This is a genomic window from Rhodococcus sp. 2H158 (assembly GCF_053764755.1).
On sequence record NZ_JBSNCE010000025.1, the window covers coordinates 33,475 to 55,098 of the forward strand.

Sequence of the window (21,624 nt, forward strand, 5' to 3'; positions counted from 1 at the left end):
GCGCACCTCACGACGTGAAGGTGACCAGCTTCTTGCCGTCGCGCCAGTGGGCGAGCAGGTTCTCGGCCAGCTCGCGGTAGGCCTCGGCGCCCTTGTTCTTCCGGCCGGCAAGCACCGACGCTCCCGACGCCGACGCCTCCGCGAAGCGCACGGTGCGCGGGATCGGCGGCGCGAGCACCGGCATGTCGTACCGGTCGGCGACGTCGGCGAGCACGTCGCGGCTGTGCGTCGTGCGGGCGTCGTAGAGCGTCGGCAGGGCACCGAGGAGCTCGAGGTCGGGGTTGGTGATCTGCTTGACCTCGGCGACGGTACGCAGCAGCTGCCCAACGCCGCGGTGCGCGAGGGTCTCGCACTGCAGGGGCACGAGCACGGACTGCGCGGCGGTGAGGCCGTTGAGCGTGAGCACGCCCAGCGACGGCGGGCAGTCGATCACGACGACGTCGAAGCTGTCGAGCAGTGGAGCCAGCGCCCGCCGGAGGGTGAACTCCCGCCCCGGCCGCATCAGCAGCAGCGCCTCGGCGCCGGCGAGGTCGATCGTCGCGGGCAGCAACGTGAAGCCCTCGTCGGTGTCGAGCAGAACCTCCTTGGCCTCCGCCGCCCCCACCAGCACGTCGTGCACCGAGTGTTCGAGCCGGTCGGGGTTGTGCCCGAGCGAGAACGTCAGGCATCCCTGCGGGTCCAGGTCGACGACGAGCACCCGCTGCCCCAACCCGGCCAGGGCGGCCGCCAGAGACGCGACGGTGGTCGTCTTCGCGACGCCACCCTTCTGATTTGCCACCGCAAGTACCGTTGTCACGGAATGATCCTCGCCTAAAAGTTGCCCGAACGCGAGAATCGACCGCGACTTTCGCCGTCCGGCGGGTCGCCGATCCCCACGAAAGGCCCCCGATCGTGATCCGCCGCGCCCGTCCCGCCGACGTCGACGCCCTCACCGCCCTCGTCTACGAGCTGGCCGAGTACGAGAAGGCCCGCGACGAGTGCACCGTCGTGCCCGAGCAGCTGCACACGGCGTTGTTCGGCAGGGACGCCGCCGCGTTCGCGCACGTCGCAGAGGACGCGCACGGAACGGTGGTGGGCATGGCGCTGTGGTTCCGCAACTTCTCCACCTGGGACGGGGTGCACGGCATCTACCTCGAGGACCTGTACGTCCGGCCCGAGCACCGGGGCCACGGCCACGGCCGCGCCCTGCTCGCGGCGCTGGCCCGCGAATGCGTCGACCGCGGCTACAGCCGCCTGAGCTGGTCGGTGCTGGACTGGAACACGCCGTCGATCGGGTTCTACCGGTCGCTCGGCGCCGTCCCGCAGGACGAGTGGACCACCTTCCGTCTCAGCGGGCAGGCACTCGCCGCGCTCGGCGGAGATCAGGCCACGTCGTCGGCGTCCGGGGCGTAGTCCTGCGCCAGCCAGCGCGTCGTCGGCGGGCTGAACAGCAGCACCAGCGCCGGCACCACGATCAGGGCGAGCAGGATGCCGAGCACGACCTGATGGGAGTCCGTCAGCAGCGACCAGGCCACCGGCAGCAGCAGCAACTGGGCGACGATCGCCACGGCCCGCCCCCACCGCTTGCCCCGCAGCAGCGCGATCCCGGCCGCGAGCACGCCGCCGAACAGGATCCCCAGCCACAGTGCGAGGCCGTAGCCGCTGCCGACCGTCTGGTCGTGCCCGCCCGCGAGGGCCCGGACCACGGAGACCACAGCGAAGCCGATGGCGATCACGCCTTCGAGGACGACGAGACCACCCGCGGCTCGAACGGTCGACGGAACGGTGCTGCGTGGCGACTCGGTGGACACCCGGCCAGCGTAGTGGACCCGTACGAGACCACTTAGGCTGATGCTCCGTGCGCGCACTGCTGATCGTGAACCCCAACGCGACGACCACCACTCCGGCCGGTCGCGACCGGCTGGCCCGTGCGCTCGCCGACCGGGTCTCCCTCACCGTCGCCCACACCACCCACCGGGGGCACGCCGCCGAACTGGCCCGCTCGGCGCACGCCGACGGGATGGACGTCGTCGTCGCGCACGGCGGCGACGGCACCGTCAACGAGATCGTCAACGGCCTGCTCGGCACCCCGTCGGAACGGGTGGCCGACCCCACCCTCCCGCTACTCGCGGTGGTCCCCGGGGGCTCAGCCAATGTCTTCGCCCGGTCGCTGGGCGTGGACGCCGATCCGGTGAAGGCGACCGAGCAGTTGCTCGACCTGCTGGCCCGGCGCACCACCCGCCGGATCGGCCTCGGCCACTGCGACGGCCGGTGGTTCGTCTTCAATGCGGGGCTCGGGCTCGACGCGCAGGTGTGCGAGGCCATAGACCTGAGCCGGCTGGGCGGGCGGAAGGTCACCACCGCGCGCTACGTGGCGCATTCGATCACACAGTTCTTCAAGTCGAAGGGCGCCGAACCCGCGCTGACGTTGACGCTGCCCGGCCGGCCGCCGATCCCGGGCGTGTACTACGCGTTCGTCTCCAATTCGAGCCCGTGGACCTACCTCGACAAGCGCCCGGTGCACACCAACCCGGGCACCTCGTTCGAGACCGGGCTCGGAGTCTTCGCGATGACGACGACGGCGGTGTTCGCGAGCCTGCGGGTAGTCCGCCAGCTGCTCGCGCGGCGCGGCGATCCCAACTCCCGTCGCCTGGTGCGCGTCGACGACGTCACGCGGGTGCAGGCGGTGTCGTCCCGGCCCATCGGCCTGCAGGTGGACGGCGACTACCTGGGCCTTCGCACCGAAGTGGAGTTCGTGTCGGTGCCCGCCGTGCTCGACGTCGTGGCCCCGTGCCCGAGGCGCACTGACGCCGATACGTGATCCGGGTTACATTTTCGTTTCCCGAGGTGTACAAAGGAAGTTCGAACCCAATACCCGGGCCACCGTCGGCGTGAGCTTCCCCACGGTCGTGACGTTTTCTATTGACTTCACGCTGGTTCGTGAAAGCATTCACAAGTAACCGCGCGGAAACACTTGCCGACGCACACATGAACTTGCCACCACGATCAGCCGGTGCGACGAGCACTATCGAAGGAGAGTAGAAGCATGGACTGGCGCCACAAGGCCATCTGCCGCGACGAGGATCCCGAGCTGTTCTTCCCCGTCGGCAACAGCGGTCCGGCCCTCGCGCAGATCGCCGACGCCAAGCTCGTGTGCAACCGCTGCCCCGTCACCGCCGAGTGCCTCTCGTGGGCCCTCGAGTCCGGCCAGGACGCGGGCGTCTGGGGCGGCATGAGCGAGGACGAGCGTCGCGCCCTCAAGCGCCGCAACGCCCGTACCCGGGCGCGCACCGCGGTCTGACGCGACCTACGCCACAGAGTTCCGGGAAGGCCCGGCACCGTTTCGGTGCCGGGCCTTCCCGCGTCCGGAGGCCGCTCTCCCGTCCCAGCCGGGACACGGCAACACCGTCCCGGCCGGGACACGGCGACACCGGGACACGGCTACTCAGCCGAGCGTCACCCGGCCCAGCGGAACCCGCAGCCGCGCGTCGGTGCCGGTCGGCGCAGCCCGTTCGAGCCGCAACGTCCCGCCGAGTTCCGCGGCGACGAGCGTGCGCACGATCTGCAGGCCCAGGCGGTCCGAGCTGCCGAGGTCGAACCCCTCCGGCAGTCCCTTGCCCTCGTCGTGGACCACCACGTCGAGCCAGCGGGCCGACCGCTCGGCGCGCAGCGTCACGGTGCCGGAGGCACCCGGGTCGAAGGCGTGTTCCACGGAGTTCTGCACGAGTTCGGTGAGCACCATCACCAGCGGTGTCGCCCGCTCGGCGGGGAAGACCCCGAGGCTGCCCTCCCGGCGCACCCGGACCTGGCTGCCCACGGCCGCGACGTCGACGACGATGGGGATCAGCCGGTCGACGACGTCGTCGAGATCGACCTCCTCGTCCACCGACATCGAGAGCGCCTCGTGCACGAGCGCGATCGACGTCACCCGGCGTACCGCCTCGGCGAGGGCCTGCCGGGCCTCGGTATTGCCGGTGCGCCGCGCCTGCAGCCGCAGCAGTGCCGCGACCGTCTGCAGGTTGTTCTTCACCCGGTGGTGGATCTCGCGGATCGTGGCGTCCTTGCTCAGCAACGCCCGGTCGCGCCGCTTGACCTCGGTGACGTCGCGGATGACCACCGCAGCGCCCTCGAGCCGACCGCCGGGCGCGAGCACCAGCGCGCGCAGCAGCACGGTGGCGCCGCGGGCCTCGATCTCCATGGGCCGTCCCAGCTTGCCGTGCACCGCTCCGCGCAGATAAGTCTCGACGTCCTCGCTCTCGAACGGATCGGTCACCAGCGCGCGCGTCGTCTCGATCAGGTTCTGGCCGAGCAGGTCGGAGTTCAGGCCCATCCGATGATAGGCGGACAGGGCGTTCGGGCTCGCGTACACCACCCGGCCGGACCGGTCGAGGCGGATGAAGCCGTCCCCGGCGCGCGGACTGGACTTGGTGTCGGATCGGGATTCCGGATTCGGGAAGGTGCCTTCGCAGATCATCGTGAACAAGGCGTCGGCGCATTCGAGGTAGGCGGTCTCGAGGGCGCTCTTGGTGCGCCGCGCCACGGTCGCCGCGTCGCGGCTCAGGACCGCGATGACCTGCCCGTCCCAGCGGACCGGCACGGCCTGACGGCGCAGTGGCGCGACGTGGCTGGGCCGCGAGTCCGCGGAGACGACCACTCCGGTCTCGAGGGCCCGCAGCACGTGCGGGTGCTCCCGTTCGGAGACCACCGACCCCACCATGTCCTCGGGCAGCACGGTCGAGGCGGTGGTCGGCCGGCACTGCGCCACGCACACCACCCCACCGGGCTCCGCGCTCACCCACAACAGGACGTCCGCGAAGGACAGGTCCGCGAGCAACTGCCATTCGCCGACGACCCGCTGCAGGTGATCGACCGCACCGCCCGGCAGGTCGGTGTGCTCGGCGAGAAGGGCACTGAGGGTGGACACGGGGGGCACGTGCGGACTCAGGAGATGACCGCGATGAGATCGCCCTGCTGGACGACGTCGCCGACGACCACGTCCAGCGATGTCACGGTGCCCGACGTCTCGGCGAGCACCGGGATCTCCATCTTCATGGACTCCAGGATCACCAGCGTGTCGCCTTCGGCGACGACGTCCCCCTCCTGCACGACCACCTCGAACACGGTGGAGACCATCTCGGCGCGCACGTCCTCGGCCATCGGGCACCTCATTCCACGAAGAAGACGGTGGCCCTGCTTTCAGGGCCACCGGACCACACGTGAAACACTGTAATGAACCAGAAAGGAGATCGGACCATGGGTAAGCGAGGCCGCAAGAAGCGCAGCCGCAAGGGCAACGCCGCCAACCACGGCAAGCGTCCCAACGCCTGAGGCGCGCGCACACGCGTGAGGGGGCCGGAAGCAGCTGCTTCCGGCCCCCTCACGCATTCGTGGCTCAATCCCGGACGTCGGTGCGGGTCGTCGTCACGACGACGGTCCGCCGGATCTCTATCAGCAGCCGCTCCCGGAGGCCCTCCGGAGCGTGCTCGCCGCCGCATTTGCGGCTCAGCAGGGACTTGAGCTGGGACTCGAGCCCGTACGCCTCGAGGCAGGACCCGCAGTCGTCGAGATGCCGCTGCAGGCGCTCACGCGACCGATCGTCGCACTCGCTGTCGAGCAGCAGGTAGACGTCCGCGATCACCGCGGAACAGTCGAGCTGATCGAAGTCGGCCGACTCGCTCACCTCGAGACCTCCTTCTTGTCCGCACCGTCTCCGACGGCCGCGTCGACGGCTCCGCTCCGGTTGAATCCCCGCTCCCGCGCGACATCGGCCAGCAGGCCGCGCAACTGCTTGCGGCCGCGGTGCAGCCGCGACATCACCGTGCCGATGGGGGTGCCCATGATCTCCGCGATCTCCTTGTACGGGAAGCCCTCGACGTCGGCGTAGTACACCGCCATCCGGAACTCCTCGGGCAGCTCCTGCAGCGCAGCTTTGACGTCGTCGTCGGGAAGCGCGTCGAGCGCCTCGACCTCGGCCGACCGCAGACCGGTGGAGCTGTGCTCGGCGGTCGCCGCGAGCTGCCAGTCGGTGATCTCCTCCGTCGGGTACTGCGCGGGCTGGCGCTGCTTCTTGCGGTAGGAGTTGATGTAGGTGTTCGTCAGGATGCGGTACAACCACGCCTTGAGGTTGGTGCCCTCCTTGAACGAGGAGAAGGCGGAGAACGCCTTGATATACGTCTCCTGAACCAGATCCTCCGCGTCCGCGGGGTTGCGGGTCATCCGCAGGGCCGCGCCGTAGAGCTGATCGAGCAGGGGCAGTGCATCCCGCTCGAACCGTTCGGCCAGTTCCGCACCAGACTCCTCGACCACACCGATCCCTTCACTTGCCGTATCCGTGAAGGCTACCGGTCGGGGCGGGCACAGCACAGGCACGCGGTACTCCCTCGCTCTCGGTCACCGGCCACGCCGATCGGGGCGGCCACCCGGAATCAACACGACAGGTCCGGCCCTTGTTCCCTACATTGGCGCGCATGGCCTCGACCTCCACTCCCGCGACGAAGCTGCTGCTGCGCGAGAACGTCACCCACCGCGTCCACGAGTACCTGCACGACCCGCGGGCCGGCTCCTTCGGCTCCGAGGCCGTCGAGATGCTCGGGCAGCGGCTCGGGGTGACCCCCGCGCAGATCTTCAAGACCCTGGTGATCAAGCTCTCCGACGGCAAGCTCGCGGTGGCCGTGATCCCGGTCCCGGCGACCCTCTCGCTCAAGGCGGCGGCGGCCGCCCTCGGTGGCGGTAGGGCGGTCATGGCCGAGCGCAGCGACGCCGAGCGCGCCACCGGCTACGTCCTCGGGGGGATCTCACCGCTGGGCCAGCGCAGCCGGCTGCGCACCGCCGTCGACGCCTCCGCGCAACAGTGGGATCGGGTCCTGTGCAGCGCGGGACGCCGCGGCCTCGAGATCGAACTCGCGCCGGCGGACCTGGTGCGGCTCGCGGGCGCCGTGGTCGCGCCGATCACCACCGGGGCCTGATTCGGCACCGGGCGTCAGAGCAGGGTGAGCTGCTCGGCGGCGGGCGGGGCCGGGCCGAGCAGGCCGGGACCGTTGTTGCGGACGCTGCCGACCTCGGCCGACACACGCCGGATCGTGATCGAGGACACCGCCTCGCGGCTCGGGCGGAGCAGGTCGGGATGGCCGAGGCTGTCCGGGTCGAGCCAGGCGTCCCACCGTTCGCGCGGCAGGATGAGCGGCATCCGCTCGTGGACGTCGGGACAGCTGCGCGACCGAGTCCGCCGTAAGGATCGCGCAGCTGTACACGGTGGCGGCCGGCCCGGGTGGCGACTTCGGATCGGACCACTGCGACCACGGCCCGGCCATGCAGAGGCGCGAGCCGTCCCGCGGGGACATGTAGTACGGGACCCTGCCGGCCCTGCCGTCGGCCGACGGGTCGTGCTGCCACTCGTACCAGCCGTCCATCGGCACCAGGCACCGCCGGTGCCGCACCGACCGCGCGAAAGCGGGCTCGAGCGCGGCCGATTCGGAGCGGGCGTTGAAAAGGGGTGCGCTCCCGCCGATCTCGGTGGCGAACGACGGGACGAGCCCCCAGCGCATCCGCCGGAGCCGCCGCGTCGGCCGGTCGTCGGTGTGCTCGCGTCGCGCCACCACGGTGAGAACCGCGGTGGTGGGCGCGACGTTGTAGTTCGGCGGGAGATCCACCGCGCCGGTCTCGTCGATCGCGTCGAGTTCCGTCGCGAGAGTCGCCGGATCCGCCGTCACCGCATACCTGCCGCACATGACTTCGAAGTGTGGCAGGTGTGGCCGCCGCGCGCGGATGGGCGAAGATGGACGGGTGAATCCGTGGAGTGCGCCCCGAGCCGAGTCACCCGTCGACAGTTCCGTCACGCTGCCCGGGTCCAAGTCGATCACCAACCGCGCCCTGATCCTCGCCGCGCTCGCGGACGGCCCGTCGACCGTGACCGGCGCGCTGCGCAGCCGCGACACCGACCTGATGATCGGCGCCCTGCGCGGACTCGGCGCGACGATCGACGAACGCGACGACGGCACCACGCTGCACGTCACCCCCGCCCGGCTGCACGGCGCCCGGGTGGACTGCGGCCTGGCCGGCACGGTGATGCGATTCGTGCCGCCCGTCGCGGCACTGGCCGACGGAGACGTCTTCTTCGACGGCGACGAGCAGGCACGCACGCGGCCGATGGGCACGGTACTGGAGGCCCTGCGCTCGCTCGGCGCCGACGTCGACGGCGACACCCTGCCCTTCACCGTGCACGGGCGCGGCTGCCTGCGCGGCGGCATCGTCACCATCGACGCGTCCGGCTCGTCGCAGTTCGTCTCGGGACTGCTGCTGTCCGCCGCGGCGTTCGACGAGGGCGTCACGGTCCGGCACGCCGGGGCGGCCGTGCCGTCCATGCCGCACATCGACATGACCGTCGAAATGCTGCGCGAGTCCGGGGTGACGGTGGACACCACCGTGCCCGACACCTGGCGGGTCGCGCCGGGCCCGATCCGCGCGGTGGACCGCGTGGTCGAGCCGGATCTGTCCAACGCGACCCCGTTCCTGGCGGCCGCGGCCGTCACGGGCGGCACGGTGTCGGTGCCGCGATGGCCGCAGCGCACCACCCAGGCCGGCGACGCGATCCGCGGCATCCTCCAGCAGATGGGCGCCGACGTCGCCCTGTCCGGCGGCACGCTCACCGTGCGCGGTCCGGAGCGCCTGCGCGGCCTCGACATCGACCTGCACGACGTGGGTGAGCTCGCCCCGACCGTCGCAGCACTCGCGGCGCTGGCGACGACCCCGTCCACGCTACGGGGCATCGCGCACCTGCGCGGGCACGAGACGGACCGCCTGGCCGCCCTGGCCACGGAGCTCGGCAAGCTCGGCGGCGCCGCGACCGAGACCGCCGATGGCCTGTACATCGTGCCCGCGCCACTGCACGGCGGGCGCTGGCATTCGTACGCGGATCACCGGATGGCCACGGCGGGCGCGATCGTGGGCCTCGTGGTCGACGGCGTCGAGGTCGAGGACATCGGCACGACCGCCAAGACCCTGCCGAACTTCCCCGAGCTGTGGGCCGGGATGCTGACGGGAGCGCGCTCCTGAGCCGGCGGACCTACGACGAGTCCGATGTCCGGATCCGTCCGGGCAAGGGCTCGCGTCCGCGCACGAAGGACCGGCCGGCTCATCTCGACGCCGCCGAGGCGATGGTGGTCTCGGTCGACCGCGGTCGGTGGGGCTGCGTGCTGGGCGGCGATCCGGCACGGCCGGTGGTGGCGATGCGGGCCCGTGAGCTCGGCCGCACCCCCGTCGTGGTCGGCGACCGGGTTGCCGTGGTCGGGGACCTGTCGGGGCGGCCCGACACCCTGGCGCGGATCGTGCGGGTACAGGAGCGCACCACGGTGCTGCGCCGCACCGCCGACGACACGGACCCGTTCGAGCGGATCGTCGTGGCCAACGCGGAGCAACTGCTGATCGTCGTCGCGCTGGCCGATCCGCCGCCGCGGACCGGGCTGGTCGAGCGGTCCATGGTCGCCGCGTACGCGGGCGGTCTCGACCCGGTGCTGTGCCTGACCAAGAGCGATCTCGCCGATCCGGCCGAGTTCACCGCGCAGTTCGCCGACCTGGACGTCCGTGTGATGCTGGCCGGACAGGATCGCGACCTGACGGAACTCCGGGAGATGCTCACCGGCAAGGTGACGGCCCTGATCGGCCACTCCGGCGTCGGGAAGTCGACCCTGGTCAACAGACTCGTCCCGGATGCCGACCGGGCCATCGGGGCGGTCTCGGGCGTCGGGAAGGGCCGGCATACCTCCACGCAGTCGGTGGCGTTGCCGCTGCCGGGCGGTGGTTGGGTGATCGATACACCCGGTATCAGGTCGTTCGGACTCGCGCACATCGGCGCCGACAACGTGATCGCCGCCTTCTCGGATCTCGCCGAGGCGGTGGAGGCCTGCCCCCGCGGCTGCACCCACCTCGGCCCGCCTGCGGATCCCGAGTGCGCGCTCGACGAACTCGAGGGCAAGTCCCGGCGCCGCGCGATGGCGGTGCGGGCTCTGTTGACTGCGATCGCCGCGAACGAGACCTGGTGACCGAGAGCCGGTGGTACGGCCCGTGACGCCGAGCGCCCGGCGTCACGGGGACGCCGGGCGCTCGATGCGGGCTCGGGATCAGCGCATGCCCAGGAGGCGGCGCACGCCGCGGACCCGGCGGTTCTCGCGGATCGCGGTCGCCAGTCCGCGTCGCCGGCCGGTCGCGGGATCGACGACGGCGGTGCCGCCGAAGCCGCGTTCGGACGCGGTTTCGGGTGCGGCGTCCGGGGTGTCGGCGAGGTACTTGTTCGGCAGCGACAGCTTGGCGATGGTGCGCCACGACTTGAAGTACTGCACCGCGAGCGGGCCGGTGGTGTACGGCAGGTCGTACTTGTCGCACAGCTGCCGGACCTTCACCGCGATCTCGGCATACCGGTTGGACGGCAGGTCCGGGAACAGGTGGTGCTCGATCTGGTAGCTCAGGTTGCCGGTCATGAAGTCCATGACGGGGCCGCCGGAGATGTTGGCGCTGCCGAGCATCTGCCGCAGGTACCACTGCGCCTGCGACTCGTTGTCGACGTCGGCCTTGGTGAACTTCTCGGCGCCGTCGGGGAAGTGCCCGCAGAAGATGACCGCGTTGGTCCACAGGTTCCGGATGACGTTCGCCGTCATGTTCGCGGTCAGCGTGGACTTCCAGGCCTTGCCCGTCAGCGCCGGGTAGACCACGTAGTCCTTGACGATCTGGCGACCGATCTTGTCCCCGACCTCGCGCAGCTTGCGCTTGGTCTCGGCGCGGTCGTCGCGGCCCTTGGCCACCTTGCCGAGCTCGAGATGCTGGACCGCGACGCCGTACTGGAACAGCAGGGCGAGCAGCGCGTTGTAGACGATGTTGCCGTAGTTGAACGGCTGCCAGCGCTGGTCCCGCGTGACCCGCAGCAGGCCGTATCCCACGTCGTCGTCCATGCCGAGGATGTTGGTGTACTTGTGGTGCAGGTAGTTGTGGGTCTGCTTCCAGTGCGCGGACGGGTCGGCGTTGTCCCACTCCCAGCTGGCGGAGTGGACCTCGGGATCGTTCATCCAGTCCCACTGCCCGTGCATCACATTGTGCCCGAGCTCCATGTTCTCGATGATCTTCGAGACGCCGAGCAGGCCCGCACCGAGCAGCCACAGCGGACGCCGGCGGCTGCCCAACAGCACCGCGCGCCCGCCGAGTTCCAGGCCGCGCTGCAGCCGGATCGTGTTGCGGATGTAGCGGGCGTCGCGTTCGCCGCGGGAGTCCTCGATGTCTCGCCGGATGGCGTCGAGCTCTCGACCGAGGGCCTCGACGTCCGCCTCCGTGAGGTGCGCGTACTCCTTGATGTCCGAAATGGCCATGCGCCTACCGTACCGTAGGTTACGAGTCCGTAGGTTACGGAGATGTAGCTTGTGCGGCAGATCACTTCCGCCGGGCGGCGCGCTTGGCGGCGCGCAATGTCTGCAGCGCGGTCGCCAGCCCCTCGCGACGCTCCCCCACCGACCGCACCCGCGGCAGATCGGGGCGCCGGAACTTGCGCTCGGAGGAGGTCTCCGGGGCGTCGTCCGACGTCGCCCGCAACCACGCGTCCGGCAATGCCAGCTTGTGGATCGTGCGCAGCGCCAGCAGGTACTGCTTGCCGAGCGGACCGCTCGTGTACGGCAGGTCGTACTTCGCACACAGCGTGCGCACCCGCTCCGCGATCTCCGGGTAGCGGTTGCTGGGCAGGTCCGGGAACAGGTGGTGCTCGATCTGGTAGCTCAGGTTGCCGGTCATGAAGGCCATCACCGGACCGGCATCGATGTTGGCGCTACCGAGCAGCTGCCGCAGGTACCACTGCCCCTGCGTCTCGTTCTCGTACTGCGCCACGGTGAACTTCTCGGCGCCGTCGGGGAAGTGGCCGCAGAAGATCACCACGTACGCCCACAGGTTCCGCACCAGGTTGGCCGTGAGGTTCGCGGTGATCGTGCTGCGCCACGCCCGGCCCGTCATTGCCGGGAACAGCACCAGGTCCTTGCCCAGCTGCCGCGCGATCTTCCGGGCAAAGTCCTTGGTGGGCTGGGAGTTCCGCTGCCCGGGCGGCACGCCGCACGCCTTCTTCTCGGCGCCGAGGTCGTGCAGCGCGATGCCCCACTCGAAGGTGGCCGCCAGGATCAGGTTGGCCACGGGCTGCAGCAGGTTGATCGGCCGCCACTTCTCGTCGCGCGTCATCCGCAGGATGCCGAATCCCACGTCGTCGTCCATGCCGACGATGTTCGTATAGGTGTGGTGCGCGTAGTTGTGGGCGCGCTTCCAGTGCTGCGAAGGACCCGTCTGGTCCCATTCCCACGACGTCGAGTGGATCTCCGGGTCGTTCATCCAGTCCCACTGCCCGTGCATCACGTTGTGCCCGAGCTCCATGTTCTCGATGATCTTCGACAGGGAGAGCAGGCCCGTGCCGAGCAGCCACAGCGGACGCCGGCGGCTGCCGAAAAGCGCCGCCCGGCCGCCGATCTCGAGCACGCGTTGCAGCCGGATCGTGTTGCGGATGTAGCGGGCGTCGCGCAGCCCCCGGGTGTCCTCGATGTCGCGACGGATCGCGTCGAACTCGCGGCCGAGTTCCTCGATGTCCGCGTCGGTGAGGTGTGCGAACTCGGTGATGTCGGTGATTGCCACCGGGGTCCTTCCCCCTGGTCCGGGTCGGTAGTGCGTCAGGCGCCGAGCGTGCAGTCTCCGGCAGCCGCAGAGATGCAGGTCTGTACCCGCTCCCCCTCGGCGTGTTCCTTGCCGGACCGAAGATCGACGACGTGTCCCTTCTCCAGGGGCACCACACAAGTCTGACAGATTCCCATCCGGCAGCCGAACGGCATCAGTGCGCCGGCACTCTCACCCGCCTCGAGCAGGGTCGTCGCACCGTCGACGGTGACGGTCTTGCCCGACTTGGCGAAGGTCACCGTGCCGCCGGCGCCGGAGGTGTCCGCCCGGGTGACGGCGAAGCGTTCCAGATGGAGCCGCTCCGGCAGGCCCGCGGCATCCCAGAACCGCTCCATGTCGTCGAGCATCGCCTGCGGGCCACACGCCCACACCTGGCGCTCCCGCCAGTCCGGGCACACCGTGTCCAGCTCGGCGAGGGCGAACTTGCCCTGCTCCCGCGTCAGCCGCACGTACGGGCGGTACTGCTCGTGGTCCACGCCGAAGCGGGCGATCTCGTCGGCGAACATCACCTCGGGGGCGGTGGGCGCCGAGTGCACGTGCACGACGTCGGGCAGCTCGGCATGCGCCTGCATCGACCGGCGGTCGAGGGTGCGCAGCATCGACATGATCGGGGTGATGCCGCTGCCCGCGGTGAGGAAGAGGATCTTCGCCGGCGGGGGGTCGGACAGGACGAACTCGCCCTTGGGCGCGGCGAGCCGCACGATCGTGCCCGCGGGCACGCCGCTCACGAGGTGACTCGAGAGGAAACCGTCGGCCATGGCCTTGACGGTGATCGAGATGAGCTTGCGGTCCCAGGTGGGCGACGAGGTCAGCGAGTACGAACGCCAGTGCCAGCGGCCGTCGACGTGCAGCCCGATGCCGATGTACTGGCCCGGCGCGTACCCGAAGTCGAAGCCCCAGCCGGGCTTGATGACGAGAGTCGCGGAGTCGGCGGTCTCGCGGCGGACCTCGACGATGCGGCCGCGCAGCTCGCGCGCCGACCACAGCGGGTTCGCGAGGTGCAGGTAGTCGTCGGGCAGGAGCGGCGTCGTCAACCGCGCGGCCGCGCCGCGCAGAAGATTCGACACGGATCGGTCCTTCGTCGCGACATGCGCCGCCGGCCGCTCGATCCAGTCCTTCAGACCCATCCGATCACTTCTCCTCGTCCAGGGGCTACGCCTCCGTAGGTTACCAGCTCCCTACGGAGGCGTAGGTTGCAGCGAGACAGCCGTCACACTCGTGGCCGGGAGCGGCTCAGAGCAGCTCGAGGAGGAACTGCAGTTCCTGGGTGGCGTACCAGGCGAGTTCGTGGTCCTCGGCGTCGCCCAGCACGAACTCCGCCTCCTCGTCGCCGAGGTCGGCCGCGTCCACGACCGGCAGGGCACGGGCGATGTCCGGCTCCGCGGCGGCGAGGTCCACGTGCACCGACGCGACCGCGGACAGAGGCACCGGTCCGGGCAGCCGGACCACCGCATCGTCGAGATCCGGACGCAGGGTCACCCCGTCGACATCCGCGGCCACCACCACCCGGCGCAGGCCGAACTCGGGAGCCGGGTCGTCGTCGGCCCGGCCGGCGAGCAACCGCAACGAGGCGCGGGCCGCCTCGGCCATCGCGACCTCGGCGAGCTCCTCGTCGTCGCCGGAGGTGTACGCCTCGCGCAACGCAGGGGTGACCGCGAACGCGGTGCGGCTCACCGCCTCGAACTCGCCGTCGGCGACCAACCGCTTCAACGTCTCGATCGTGGCCGGCACGTACACCCGTGTCACAACTCACCTACTGGCATCCAACAACTCCTCGAGCGACTCGTGCAGCAGCGACGTCAGCACCTCCACATCGGGCATGGCGTCGCGGTCCGCATTCAGACCGTAGTAGACGTTGCCGTCGTACGACGTCAACGCGACGCTCAGCGCCTGGTTCTTCAGCAGGGGCGAGATCGGGTACATCTCGAGCACCCGTGCCCCGGCGAGGTAGAGGGGATGCTGCGGACCCGGTGCGTTCGTGATCATCAGGTTGAACATGCGCTGGGAGAAACCACTCGCGACACGCGCCCCGACCGCGTGCATGGTCGCGGGCGCGAACCCGGACAGCCGCATCATCGACCGCGCCGGCACCCGCCGGCCCTGCCGAGAGTAGGCCTCCCCCGCGTGCGAGATGTGGGACAGGCGGACGACCGCGTTCGGTTCACCCACCGGAAGGTCCACCAGGAAGGTCGAGACCTCCCCGCGCGGTCCCGCCGCGGACACGTCCCCACCCTCGTCGGGCGCATCCGGGTCCTGCGTGTACACCGACATCGGCACCATCGCCCGCACCACCGTCGCCTCCGTCAGCGGCTCCCCGCGTGAGAGCAGCCAGTACCGCAGCGCCCCCGCGATCACCGCCAGCACGACGTCGTTGATGGTGCAGCCGTAGCGGGCCCGGATCTTCCGGTACAGCTCGAGATCGGCCTTGACCACCGCGAACCGGCGGTTGCGGGAGATCGAGGCATTCAGCGGGCTGCCGGGCGCGGACTGGGCGGCGGTGCGCGCCAACCGGCCCACCACATCCAGCGCCTCGCCGGCGGTGGCGGCCAGATCGCCGACGGCCGCCCGCAACCCCGACACGGCCTCGCCGGGGCGGGCCACCAGCTCCGCGAGCGCGCCGAACACCAGCGCCGAGTCGCTCGGCTCCGGCTCCGGCATCCACAGCTCCTCCGGATCCACCCGGGGAGTCTCGGTGGGTTCGAAGAGCACCTGGCCGATCTCGAGCGCCTGCTCGCCGTCCACCAGGGCCGAGTGGGTCTTGGTGAACAGGGCGCACCGGTCGCCGGCCAGGCCCTCGACGAGATACATCTCCCACAGCGGGCGCGAACGGTCGAGAGGACGGGAGATCAGCCGGGCCAACAGGTCGTGCAGCTGCGCTTCGGAGCCGGGCCGCGGCAATGCCGAGCGCCGCACGTGGTAGGTGATGTCGAAGTCGCGGTCGTCGACCCACACGGGCCGCGCCAGGCCGAGCGCGACCTCGCGGGCCTTCTGCCGGTACCGCGGCACCGCCGCGAGACGTCGCTCCACCAGCCGCAGCACGTCCTCGTAGTCGAGCCCACCGCGCGGCTGCTCCAGGATGGCGAGCGAGCCGATGTGCATCGGCGTATTACTCGTCTCCAGAAAGTAGAACGACGCGTCCTGAGCCGACATCCGGTTGGTCATCGCCCGACATCCCCCTCGTCCCGCGGCGCCGCCCCGGCCCGCGACGACTCGCCGAGGCCGAACAGCACCGTCAATTCCGCCACCACCTCGGCGGCATCGGCATGATGCACGCCGACCATCCCCGCCGCGACCGCACCGTCCACGTTCACCCGCAGGTCGTCGACGAACACGCACGCCGACGGTTCGAGCCCGAGACGCCGGGCCACCAGCAGGTAGCTGCGCGGGTCCGGTTTGGCGGTGCCCACGTCGCCGGACAGCACCACCTCGTCCACCAGCCGGCCGCGCCCGAGATCGCGCAGCGGACCGGCCGCGGGACCACCCGGATCGTTGCTGAGAATCGCGGTGCGCACGCCGCGCCGGCGCACCTCGGCGAGCACCCCACCGAGCGCGGCCGCGTCCGTGCCGGGGCCCGCGAGCACCCCACCGAAATCGAGCACCAGTCCACGCATCGCCTCACCCTAGTTCGCGAGCACCGGTTCGGCGATGCAACAGCCCGAACGACGCGGCGACACCGGGCCCGCCATGCTCGCGCCTCCTCGGCGCGGATGTGGCACCATGACCGGCGACTCCGTCCTCTCCCGGGGTCCGCACACCGGGCGTCGGCCGTTCCGCGCCGACGTCGCCCCCTGGATCCGGGAGAACCGATGACATCTCCACACGACGCCCACTACGTCCGGCGCATCGTTCCGTTCGAGCCGCCGGTGCAGCGCTGTTGCCCGGCCGGACCGCATCGCCGGCACACGCGGCGCCGCCTCACCCCGCACGACGGCCGCTCGGTGCGCGCCTCGGCGCCGGCCGGCCGGCCGCTGCCGGAGGTGGATCCGGCGGCGCGACGGTTCGCCGACCTCGCGGCCCGGTTGATCCTCGAGGTGGCCGACCGGCGCCGCCCGGAGACCCAGCTCGCCGCGGTGCTGCATTCGTCGCTGCACGCGACCGTCGCCGCCGTGGCGAAGTCGGGCGACACGGGGACCGCGGTGCTCCTGCGGACCCGGCTGCGCGCGGTCGACGCCGACACCGCCGAGTTGTTCGGCTCCTACGGCCGCGGCCACCGCGTGTTCGCGCTGGCCGGCCGGGTCTCGCGCCATCCCACGACACGCCGGACGCCGCACGGCTGGCTGATCACCACCGTGTGGCTGGGCTGACCGAACGACGCGGCTGGGCCGGCGCTCCGGCCCGGACCCGGTCGTCAGCGGCGGCGCTGCGCCTTGGTCTGCTTGCGTGCCGCCTCCCGGCGCTGCCGGCGGGTGCCCGTCGTCCCGGGTGCGGACGCGGCCGGCGACGATGTCGCGGGGCTGCGCCGCACCTGGGCACTGCCGTCCTCGGCCGGCCCGGTGTAGGTGAGGTTGCGCTCCTCGTCCTCGTCGAGCCCCTTCGCGCGCAGCGTGGCCGGAGCGGGCGCGGGAGCAGGAGGTGCCGGGGCGGGAGCGGGCTTCGCCAGGGTGGGGGCGGCTTGCGCCGCGACGGCCGCGGACGCGGCGGTGACGCTGACGCCCGGGGCCGGCTGCGGCTGCGCCGCCTCGACCTGCAGGTTGAACAGGAATCCGACGGACTCCTCCTTCAGGCCCTCGAGCATGCCGATGAACATGTCGTAGCCCTCGCGCTGGTACTCGACGAGCGGGTCGCGCTGCGCCATCGCCCGCAGGCCGATGCCCTCCTTGAGGTAGTCCATCTCGTAGAGGTGCTCGCGCCACTTGCGGTCGAGCACCGACAGCAGGACACGGCGCTCGAGCTCGCGCATGCCGCCCTCGCCGGCGACGGCGTCGATCTCCGCCTCGCGGCGGGCGTACGCGGCGCGCGCGTCCTCCAGCAGGGCCTCGCGCAGCTCCTCGCGGCTGAGGTCCGCGGGCTCGCCGTTCGTGGAGACGGTGAGTTCCTTGTGGTCGATGCCCACCGGGTAGAGGGTCTTCAGCGCCGTCCACAGCTGCTCGAGGTCCCAGTCCTCGACGTAGCCCTCGGCGGTGGCGCCGTCGACGTACGCGGTGACGACGTCCGCGATCATGTGCTCGACCTGGCCCTCGAGGTCCTCCCCGCGGAGGATGCGGCGGCGCTCGTCGTAGATGACGGTGCGCTGCTGGTTCATCACCTCGTCGTACTTCAGGACGTTCTTGCGGATCTCGAAGTTCTGCTGCTCGACCTGTGTCTGCGCGCTCTTGATGGCCTTCGAGACCATCTTCGCCTCGATCGGCACGTCGTCGGGCAGGTTCAGGCGGGTCATGATCGACTCGAGCGCCGCGCCGTTGAAGCGGCGCATCAGCTCGTCGCCGAGCGAGAGGTAGAAGCGCGACTCACCCGGATCGCCCTGCCGGCCGGAACGGCCGCGCAGCTGGTTGTCGATACGGCGGGACTCGTGCCGCTCGGTGCCGAGGACGTACAGGCCGCCCGCCGCCCGGACCTTGTCGGCGTCGGCCTTGACCTCGGCGTTGATCCGCTCGATCACCTCGTCCCAGGCCGCCTCGTACTCCTCGGGCGTGTGGACCGGGTCGAGACCCCGCTTGCGCAGCTCCACGTCGGCCAGGATGTCCGGGTTGCCCCCGAGCACGATGTCGGTACCGCGACCGGCCATGTTGGTGGCGACGGTCACCGCGCCGGACCGGCCGGCCTCGGCGATGATCGTCGCCTCCTGCTCGTGGAACTTGGCGTTGAGCACGTTGTGCGGGATGCCGCGCTTGGTGAACTGCGTGGACAGGTATTCGGAGCGTTCGACGCTGGTGGTGCCGATCAGGACCGGCTGGCCCTTGGCGTGGCGCTCGGCGACGTCGTCGACGACGGCCGCGAACTTCGCCTCCTCCGTCTTGTAGATCAGGTCGCCCTGGTCCGCGCGGACCATCGGCTTGTTCGTCGGGATCGGGATCACGCCGAGCTCGTAGATCTGGTGCAGTTCCGCGGCCTCGGTCTCGGCGGTGCCCGTCATGCCGGAGAGCTTGTCGTAGAGGCGGAAGTAGTTCTGCAGCGTGATCGTGGCGAGCGTCTGGTTCTCCGCCTTGATCTCGACGCCTTCCTTGGCCTCGATGGCCTGGTGCATGCCCTCGTTGTAGCGTCGTCCGACGAGGATGCGGCCGGTGAACTCGTCGACGATGATCACCTCACCGTTGCGGACGATGTAGTCCTTGTCGCGCTGGTACAGCTCCTTGGCCTTGATGGCGTTGTTGAGGTAGCTCACCAGCGGCGAGTTCGCCGCCTCGTACAGGTTGTCGATGCCGAGCTGGTCCTCGACGAGCTCCACGCCCGCCTCGTGCACGCCGATGGTGCGCTTCTTGATGTCCACCTCGTAGTGGACGTCCTTCTTCAGCAGCGGCGCGATCCGCGCGAACTCGGCGTACCACTTGCTCGACGCGTCGGCCGGGCCCGAGATGATCAGCGGCGTGCGGGCCTCGTCGATGAGGATCGAGTCGACCTCGTCGACGATCGCGAAGGTGTGGCCGCGCTGCACGAGATCGTCGAGCGAGTGCGTCATGTTGTCACGCAGGTAGTCGAAGCCGAACTCGTTGTTGGTGCCGTAGGTGATGTCCGCGGCGTACGCGGTGCGCCGCTCGGCGGGTGGGAGGCCGGACAGGATCACCGCGGTCTCGAGCCCGAGGGACCGGTGCACCCGGCCCATCCACTCGGAGTCGCGCTTGGCGAGGTAGTCGTTGACCGTCACCACGTGCACGCCCTCGTCGGCGATGGCGTTGAGGTAGGCGGGCAGCACACAGGTCAGGGTCTTGCCCTCACCGGTCTTCATCTCGGCGATGTTGCCGAAGTGCAGCGCCGCGCCGCCCATGATCTGAACCGGGTAGTGCTTCTGACCCAGCACCCGCCACGACGCCTCGCGGGCCGTCGCGAACGCCTCGGGCAGCAGCTCGTCGAGGGTCTCGCCGTCCTGGTAGCGCCGGCGGAACTCGTCCGTCTTGGCCCGCAACTGCTCGTCGGTGAGCGTCTCGAACTCGGGTGAGAGGGAATCGACGTGGTCGGCGATGTGCTTGAGCCGCTTGACCATGCGACCTTCACCGACTCGGAGCAGCTTCGACAGCGACAGCACGGGCGTGTTCGTCCTCAATCTCGGGTACAGCACGGGCAACGAAAATCCGGCCGAGGCCTGTATCGACCCCGGCCGGATTCCATGGTAGGCGGTCTTTCAGCGAGGTGACGACGGGCGACCGCTCGGCAGGGTCGCGCGCGAGGCGCCGCCGCTCCGCGGTGCGGTCGTCACACCAGGCGGATCAATCCGTAGTCGAACGCGTGCCGGCGGTAGACGACCGAGGGACTGTCGGTCTCCTTGTCGTGGAACAGGTAGAAGTCGTGCCCCACCAGCTCCATCTCGTACAGCGCGTCGTCGACGGTCATCGGCTCGGCCGTGTGCTCCTTCGTGCGCACGATCCGGCCCGGACCTGTGGGCTCGGGCTCGTGCTGTTCCAGCGAGATCTCCGGTGAGATGCCGAGGGAGTCGTCCTTGGCGAGCTGCGCGGTGGCCTCGGCGACCGAGACGGGGGTCTTCTCCCCGTGGTGCACCTTGCGGCGGTCCTTCGTGCGACGCAACCGCGACTCCAGCTTGTCCGTCACGGACTCGAAGGCGGCGTAGAAACTGTCCGCGGACGCCTCCGCGCGCACCACCGGTCCCTTGGCCCGAGCGGTGATCTCGACTCTCTGACAACTCTTCAGCTGCCGGCGATTGCGCTCGTGCTGCAACTCCACATCGAACAGGAAGATCGTCGGGTCGAAACGTTCGAGCCGAGCGAGCTTCTCGGACACGTAGACCCGGAAGTGATCCGGGACCTCGACGTTGCGCCCCTTGACGACGATGTCGGCGCGGGGACCGTTGGACTCCGCAGTACCGGCTTCGGCCTCTGCAGCGGGAACCTTGGACTTCGAAGGGATCGTCACTCGTACCTCCCGAGTACGGCCGGCGCAGCTCGCGCGCCGGCATGATCGACGAGCGCGAAACGCGCTCCGCCCGACACGACGGTCAGGGGCGTTTTGCGCCCGCTACCTGTGTTTTCGGGTCTGAGGGCGACGGTAGTACGGAACGGCGGGGAGTGCCACCGTTCCGCCGAATTTCACGCCGTGGTCACCTCGTGGCAGGACCGATGTCCCCTTTCTCCCGGACCCACGTCCCGCGGCGCGGGGCCCTCCGGCCCGCTACGCGGCGGCGATCACCAGGACCCCGCACGGGCGATGGCCCGCGCCCCGCAGAACCCGCACCGACTCCGCCGCGGTGGCGCCGGTGGTGACGACGTCGTCGACGAGCAGCACCGCCGCTCCGGGCGGCGGACCCGCCGCCGTCCGGATCCGCACCCGGCCGGCCAGGTTGCGCTGCCGCTGCGCAGCCGACAGCCCTACCGAATCCCGGACGCCGCGCCCGGTGCCGAGGAGGCCGCAGACCTCGAGCCGCCGGTCGTGGCCGGCGGCCACGCGCGCCGCGCGCGTCACCGGGTCACCGCCGCGTGACCGCGCCGCCCGCGCCCTCGTCGGGGCGGGCACCACGAGGACGGGCCCGGCGGGCAGCTCGCCCCAGCGCCGCAACCGTGACACGGCGGTGGCCAGCGCGAGGCCGAGCGGGCCGGCCAGATCCCGCCGGCCGTGTTCCTTGGCCGCGATCACCGCGCGCCGGCGGGCGCCGCGATACGGCCCCAGCGCCCACACCGGCACGCCGGGATCGACCCGGGGCCGGACCCGTGCGGGCACGTCCGCCAGTTCCCGGGCACAGCGCCGGCACCAGCCGACGCCGGCAAGTCCGCAACCGCCGCACTCGACGGGCAGCACCAGATCCAGCAGCGAGGTCAGCACCGCGCCAGTGTGGCCGCCGGCCCCGACATCCCGCCG

General features: G+C 70.7%; 23 protein-coding genes and 1 pseudogene. 8 read left to right on the top strand and 16 right to left on the bottom strand.

Annotation, left to right across the window (positions count from 1 at the left end; all coding sequences use genetic code 11):
• Nucleotides 1-7: 7 nt before the first annotated feature.
• On the bottom strand, nt 8-796 hold the full coding sequence (locus tag ACWPOB_RS22140; protein ID WP_455402137.1) for a ParA family protein: 789 nt from the start codon (nt 794-796) through the stop codon (nt 8-10).
• A 95-nt stretch (nt 797-891) separates the two neighbouring features.
• Here ACWPOB_RS22140 and ACWPOB_RS22145 point away from each other — a divergent pair, with 95 nt between their 5' ends.
• Nucleotides 892-1,392 carry a GNAT family N-acetyltransferase gene (locus ACWPOB_RS22145; protein ID WP_100056350.1) on the top strand — a complete coding sequence of 167 codons (501 nt, stop codon included), beginning with the start codon at nt 892-894 and terminating at the stop codon, nt 1,390-1,392.
• Here the strand turns inward: ACWPOB_RS22145 and ACWPOB_RS22150 are convergent.
• The gene (locus ACWPOB_RS22150) at nt 1,362-1,790 is read right to left on the bottom strand and encodes a hypothetical protein (protein WP_100056351.1); all 429 of its coding nucleotides are present in this window, start codon (nt 1,788-1,790) and stop codon (nt 1,362-1,364) included. The genes ACWPOB_RS22145 and ACWPOB_RS22150 overlap by 31 nt on opposite strands.
• A 47-nt stretch (nt 1,791-1,837) precedes the next feature.
• Between ACWPOB_RS22150 and ACWPOB_RS22155 the strand changes: the two genes are divergently transcribed.
• Nucleotides 1,838-2,800, top strand: a complete 963-nt coding sequence (locus tag ACWPOB_RS22155; protein ID WP_455402138.1) for a diacylglycerol/lipid kinase family protein — start codon at nt 1,838-1,840, stop codon at nt 2,798-2,800.
• Nucleotides 2,801-3,025: 225 nt separating this feature from the next.
• Nucleotides 3,026-3,280 carry a WhiB family transcriptional regulator gene (locus tag ACWPOB_RS22160; protein WP_006550236.1) on the top strand — a complete coding sequence of 85 codons (255 nt, stop codon included), beginning with the start codon at nt 3,026-3,028 and terminating at the stop codon, nt 3,278-3,280.
• Nucleotides 3,281-3,424: 144 nt separating this feature from the next.
• Here the strand turns inward: ACWPOB_RS22160 and ACWPOB_RS22165 are convergent, their stop codons facing one another.
• Complete coding sequence (locus ACWPOB_RS22165) at nt 3,425-4,903, bottom strand: sensor histidine kinase (RefSeq protein ID WP_006942716.1); 1,479 nt, start codon at nt 4,901-4,903, stop codon at nt 3,425-3,427.
• Between the two features lie 17 nt (nt 4,904-4,920).
• A complete protein-coding gene (locus ACWPOB_RS22170) occupies nt 4,921-5,136 on the bottom strand; it encodes a biotin/lipoyl-binding carrier protein (protein ID WP_003939128.1) in 216 nt (71 codons plus the stop codon).
• A 96-nt stretch (nt 5,137-5,232) separates the two neighbouring features.
• Here ACWPOB_RS22170 and ACWPOB_RS22175 point away from each other — a divergent pair, with 96 nt between their 5' ends.
• Nucleotides 5,233-5,307, top strand: coding sequence for a 50S ribosomal protein bL37 (locus ACWPOB_RS22175; protein ID WP_022597109.1), 75 nt, complete (start codon nt 5,233-5,235; stop codon nt 5,305-5,307).
• 64 nt (nt 5,308-5,371) lie between these two features.
• On the opposite strand, the gene rsrA is transcribed toward ACWPOB_RS22175, so the two are convergent.
• Together rsrA and ACWPOB_RS22185 are read right to left on the bottom strand one after the other, a co-directional pair.
• Nucleotides 5,372-5,659 carry a mycothiol system anti-sigma-R factor gene (gene rsrA, locus ACWPOB_RS22180; RefSeq protein ID WP_100056354.1) on the bottom strand — a complete coding sequence of 96 codons (288 nt, stop codon included), beginning with the start codon at nt 5,657-5,659 and terminating at the stop codon, nt 5,372-5,374.
• Nucleotides 5,656-6,285: a sigma-70 family RNA polymerase sigma factor gene (locus ACWPOB_RS22185; protein WP_037200997.1), complete on the bottom strand. Its 630-nt coding sequence runs from the start codon at nt 6,283-6,285 to the stop codon at nt 5,656-5,658. Before ACWPOB_RS22185 ends, rsrA begins: the two co-directional genes overlap by 4 nt.
• 161 nt (nt 6,286-6,446) lie before the next feature.
• On the opposite strand from ACWPOB_RS22185, the gene ybaK reads away from it, so the two are divergent.
• Nucleotides 6,447-6,944: a Cys-tRNA(Pro) deacylase gene (gene ybaK, locus ACWPOB_RS22190; protein WP_100056355.1), complete on the top strand. Its 498-nt coding sequence runs from the start codon at nt 6,447-6,449 to the stop codon at nt 6,942-6,944.
• Nucleotides 6,945-6,958: 14 nt separating this feature from the next.
• Here ybaK and ACWPOB_RS22195 read toward each other — a convergent pair.
• Nucleotides 6,959-7,706 (bottom strand): annotated as a pseudogene (locus ACWPOB_RS22195) (SOS response-associated peptidase).
• Nucleotides 7,707-7,743: 37 nt separating this feature from the next.
• On the opposite strand from ACWPOB_RS22195, the gene aroA reads away from it, so the two are divergent.
• A complete protein-coding gene (gene aroA / locus ACWPOB_RS22200; protein ID WP_455402165.1) occupies nt 7,744-9,030 on the top strand; it encodes a 3-phosphoshikimate 1-carboxyvinyltransferase in 1,287 nt (428 codons plus the stop codon).
• Nucleotides 8,997-10,016, top strand: a complete 1,020-nt coding sequence (gene rsgA / locus ACWPOB_RS22205; RefSeq protein WP_100056361.1) for a ribosome small subunit-dependent GTPase A — start codon at nt 8,997-8,999, stop codon at nt 10,014-10,016. Before aroA ends, rsgA begins: the two co-directional genes overlap by 34 nt.
• 78 nt (nt 10,017-10,094) lie before the next feature.
• Here rsgA and ACWPOB_RS22210 read toward each other — a convergent pair whose 3' ends face one another.
• The 6 genes from ACWPOB_RS22210 to ACWPOB_RS22235 form a co-directional block, all read right to left on the bottom strand.
• Nucleotides 10,095-11,330, bottom strand: coding sequence for a fatty acid desaturase family protein (locus ACWPOB_RS22210; protein WP_455402139.1), 1,236 nt, complete (start codon nt 11,328-11,330; stop codon nt 10,095-10,097).
• A gap of 61 nt (nt 11,331-11,391) precedes the next feature.
• Nucleotides 11,392-12,624, bottom strand: a complete 1,233-nt coding sequence (locus ACWPOB_RS22215; RefSeq protein WP_006942699.1) for a fatty acid desaturase family protein — start codon at nt 12,622-12,624, stop codon at nt 11,392-11,394.
• A gap of 35 nt (nt 12,625-12,659) precedes the next feature.
• A complete protein-coding gene (locus ACWPOB_RS22220) occupies nt 12,660-13,790 on the bottom strand; it encodes a ferredoxin reductase (RefSeq protein ID WP_455402140.1) in 1,131 nt (376 codons plus the stop codon).
• Nucleotides 13,791-13,896: 106 nt separating this feature from the next.
• The gene (locus ACWPOB_RS22225) at nt 13,897-14,409 is read right to left on the bottom strand and encodes a DUF6912 family protein (protein WP_100056359.1); all 513 of its coding nucleotides are present in this window, start codon (nt 14,407-14,409) and stop codon (nt 13,897-13,899) included.
• A 3-nt stretch (nt 14,410-14,412) separates the two neighbouring features.
• Nucleotides 14,413-15,825: a WS/DGAT/MGAT family O-acyltransferase gene (locus ACWPOB_RS22230; RefSeq protein WP_100056360.1), complete on the bottom strand. Its 1,413-nt coding sequence runs from the start codon at nt 15,823-15,825 to the stop codon at nt 14,413-14,415.
• On the bottom strand, nt 15,822-16,274 hold the full coding sequence (locus ACWPOB_RS22235; protein WP_455402141.1) for an HAD-IA family hydrolase: 453 nt from the start codon (nt 16,272-16,274) through the stop codon (nt 15,822-15,824). The genes ACWPOB_RS22230 and ACWPOB_RS22235 overlap by 4 nt, the downstream gene beginning before the upstream one ends.
• 195 nt (nt 16,275-16,469) lie before the next feature.
• On the opposite strand from ACWPOB_RS22235, the gene ACWPOB_RS22240 reads away from it, so the two are divergent.
• Complete coding sequence (locus tag ACWPOB_RS22240) at nt 16,470-16,967, top strand: Rv3235 family protein (protein WP_455402142.1); 498 nt, start codon at nt 16,470-16,472, stop codon at nt 16,965-16,967.
• A 44-nt stretch (nt 16,968-17,011) separates the two neighbouring features.
• Here ACWPOB_RS22240 and secA read toward each other — a convergent pair whose 3' ends face one another.
• From secA to ACWPOB_RS22255, 3 genes are all read right to left on the bottom strand, one after another.
• Entirely contained in the window at nt 17,012-19,843 is a 2,832-nt protein-coding gene (gene secA / locus ACWPOB_RS22245; protein WP_455402143.1) for a preprotein translocase subunit SecA, read from the bottom strand.
• Nucleotides 19,844-20,010: 167 nt separating this feature from the next.
• Nucleotides 20,011-20,685: a ribosome hibernation-promoting factor, HPF/YfiA family gene (gene hpf, locus ACWPOB_RS22250; protein WP_006942687.1), complete on the bottom strand. Its 675-nt coding sequence runs from the start codon at nt 20,683-20,685 to the stop codon at nt 20,011-20,013.
• A gap of 255 nt (nt 20,686-20,940) precedes the next feature.
• Nucleotides 20,941-21,588, bottom strand: a complete 648-nt coding sequence (locus ACWPOB_RS22255; protein ID WP_455402144.1) for a ComF family protein — start codon at nt 21,586-21,588, stop codon at nt 20,941-20,943.
• Between the last annotated feature and the right edge of the window lie 36 nt (nt 21,589-21,624).

Coding starts and splice junctions, on each gene's coding strand:
- ACWPOB_RS22160 (WP_006550236.1), top strand. CDS start 3,026: ATGGACTGGCGCCACAAGGCCATCTGCCGCGACGAGGATCCCGAGCTG.
- ACWPOB_RS22170 (WP_003939128.1), bottom strand. CDS start 5,136: ATGGCCGAGGACGTGCGCGCCGAGATGGTCTCCACCGTGTTCGAGGTG.
- ybaK (WP_100056355.1), top strand. CDS start 6,447: ATGGCCTCGACCTCCACTCCCGCGACGAAGCTGCTGCTGCGCGAGAAC.
- aroA (WP_455402165.1), top strand. CDS start 7,744: ATGGGCGAAGATGGACGGGTGAATCCGTGGAGTGCGCCCCGAGCCGAG.
- ACWPOB_RS22210 (WP_455402139.1), bottom strand. CDS start 11,330: ATGGCCATTTCGGACATCAAGGAGTACGCGCACCTCACGGAGGCGGAC.
- ACWPOB_RS22220 (WP_455402140.1), bottom strand. CDS start 13,790: ATGGGTCTGAAGGACTGGATCGAGCGGCCGGCGGCGCATGTCGCGACG.
- ACWPOB_RS22230 (WP_100056360.1), bottom strand. CDS start 15,825: ATGACCAACCGGATGTCGGCTCAGGACGCGTCGTTCTACTTTCTGGAG.
- ACWPOB_RS22235 (WP_455402141.1), bottom strand. CDS start 16,274: ATGCGTGGACTGGTGCTCGATTTCGGTGGGGTGCTCGCGGGCCCCGGC.
- ACWPOB_RS22240 (WP_455402142.1), top strand. CDS start 16,470: ATGACATCTCCACACGACGCCCACTACGTCCGGCGCATCGTTCCGTTC.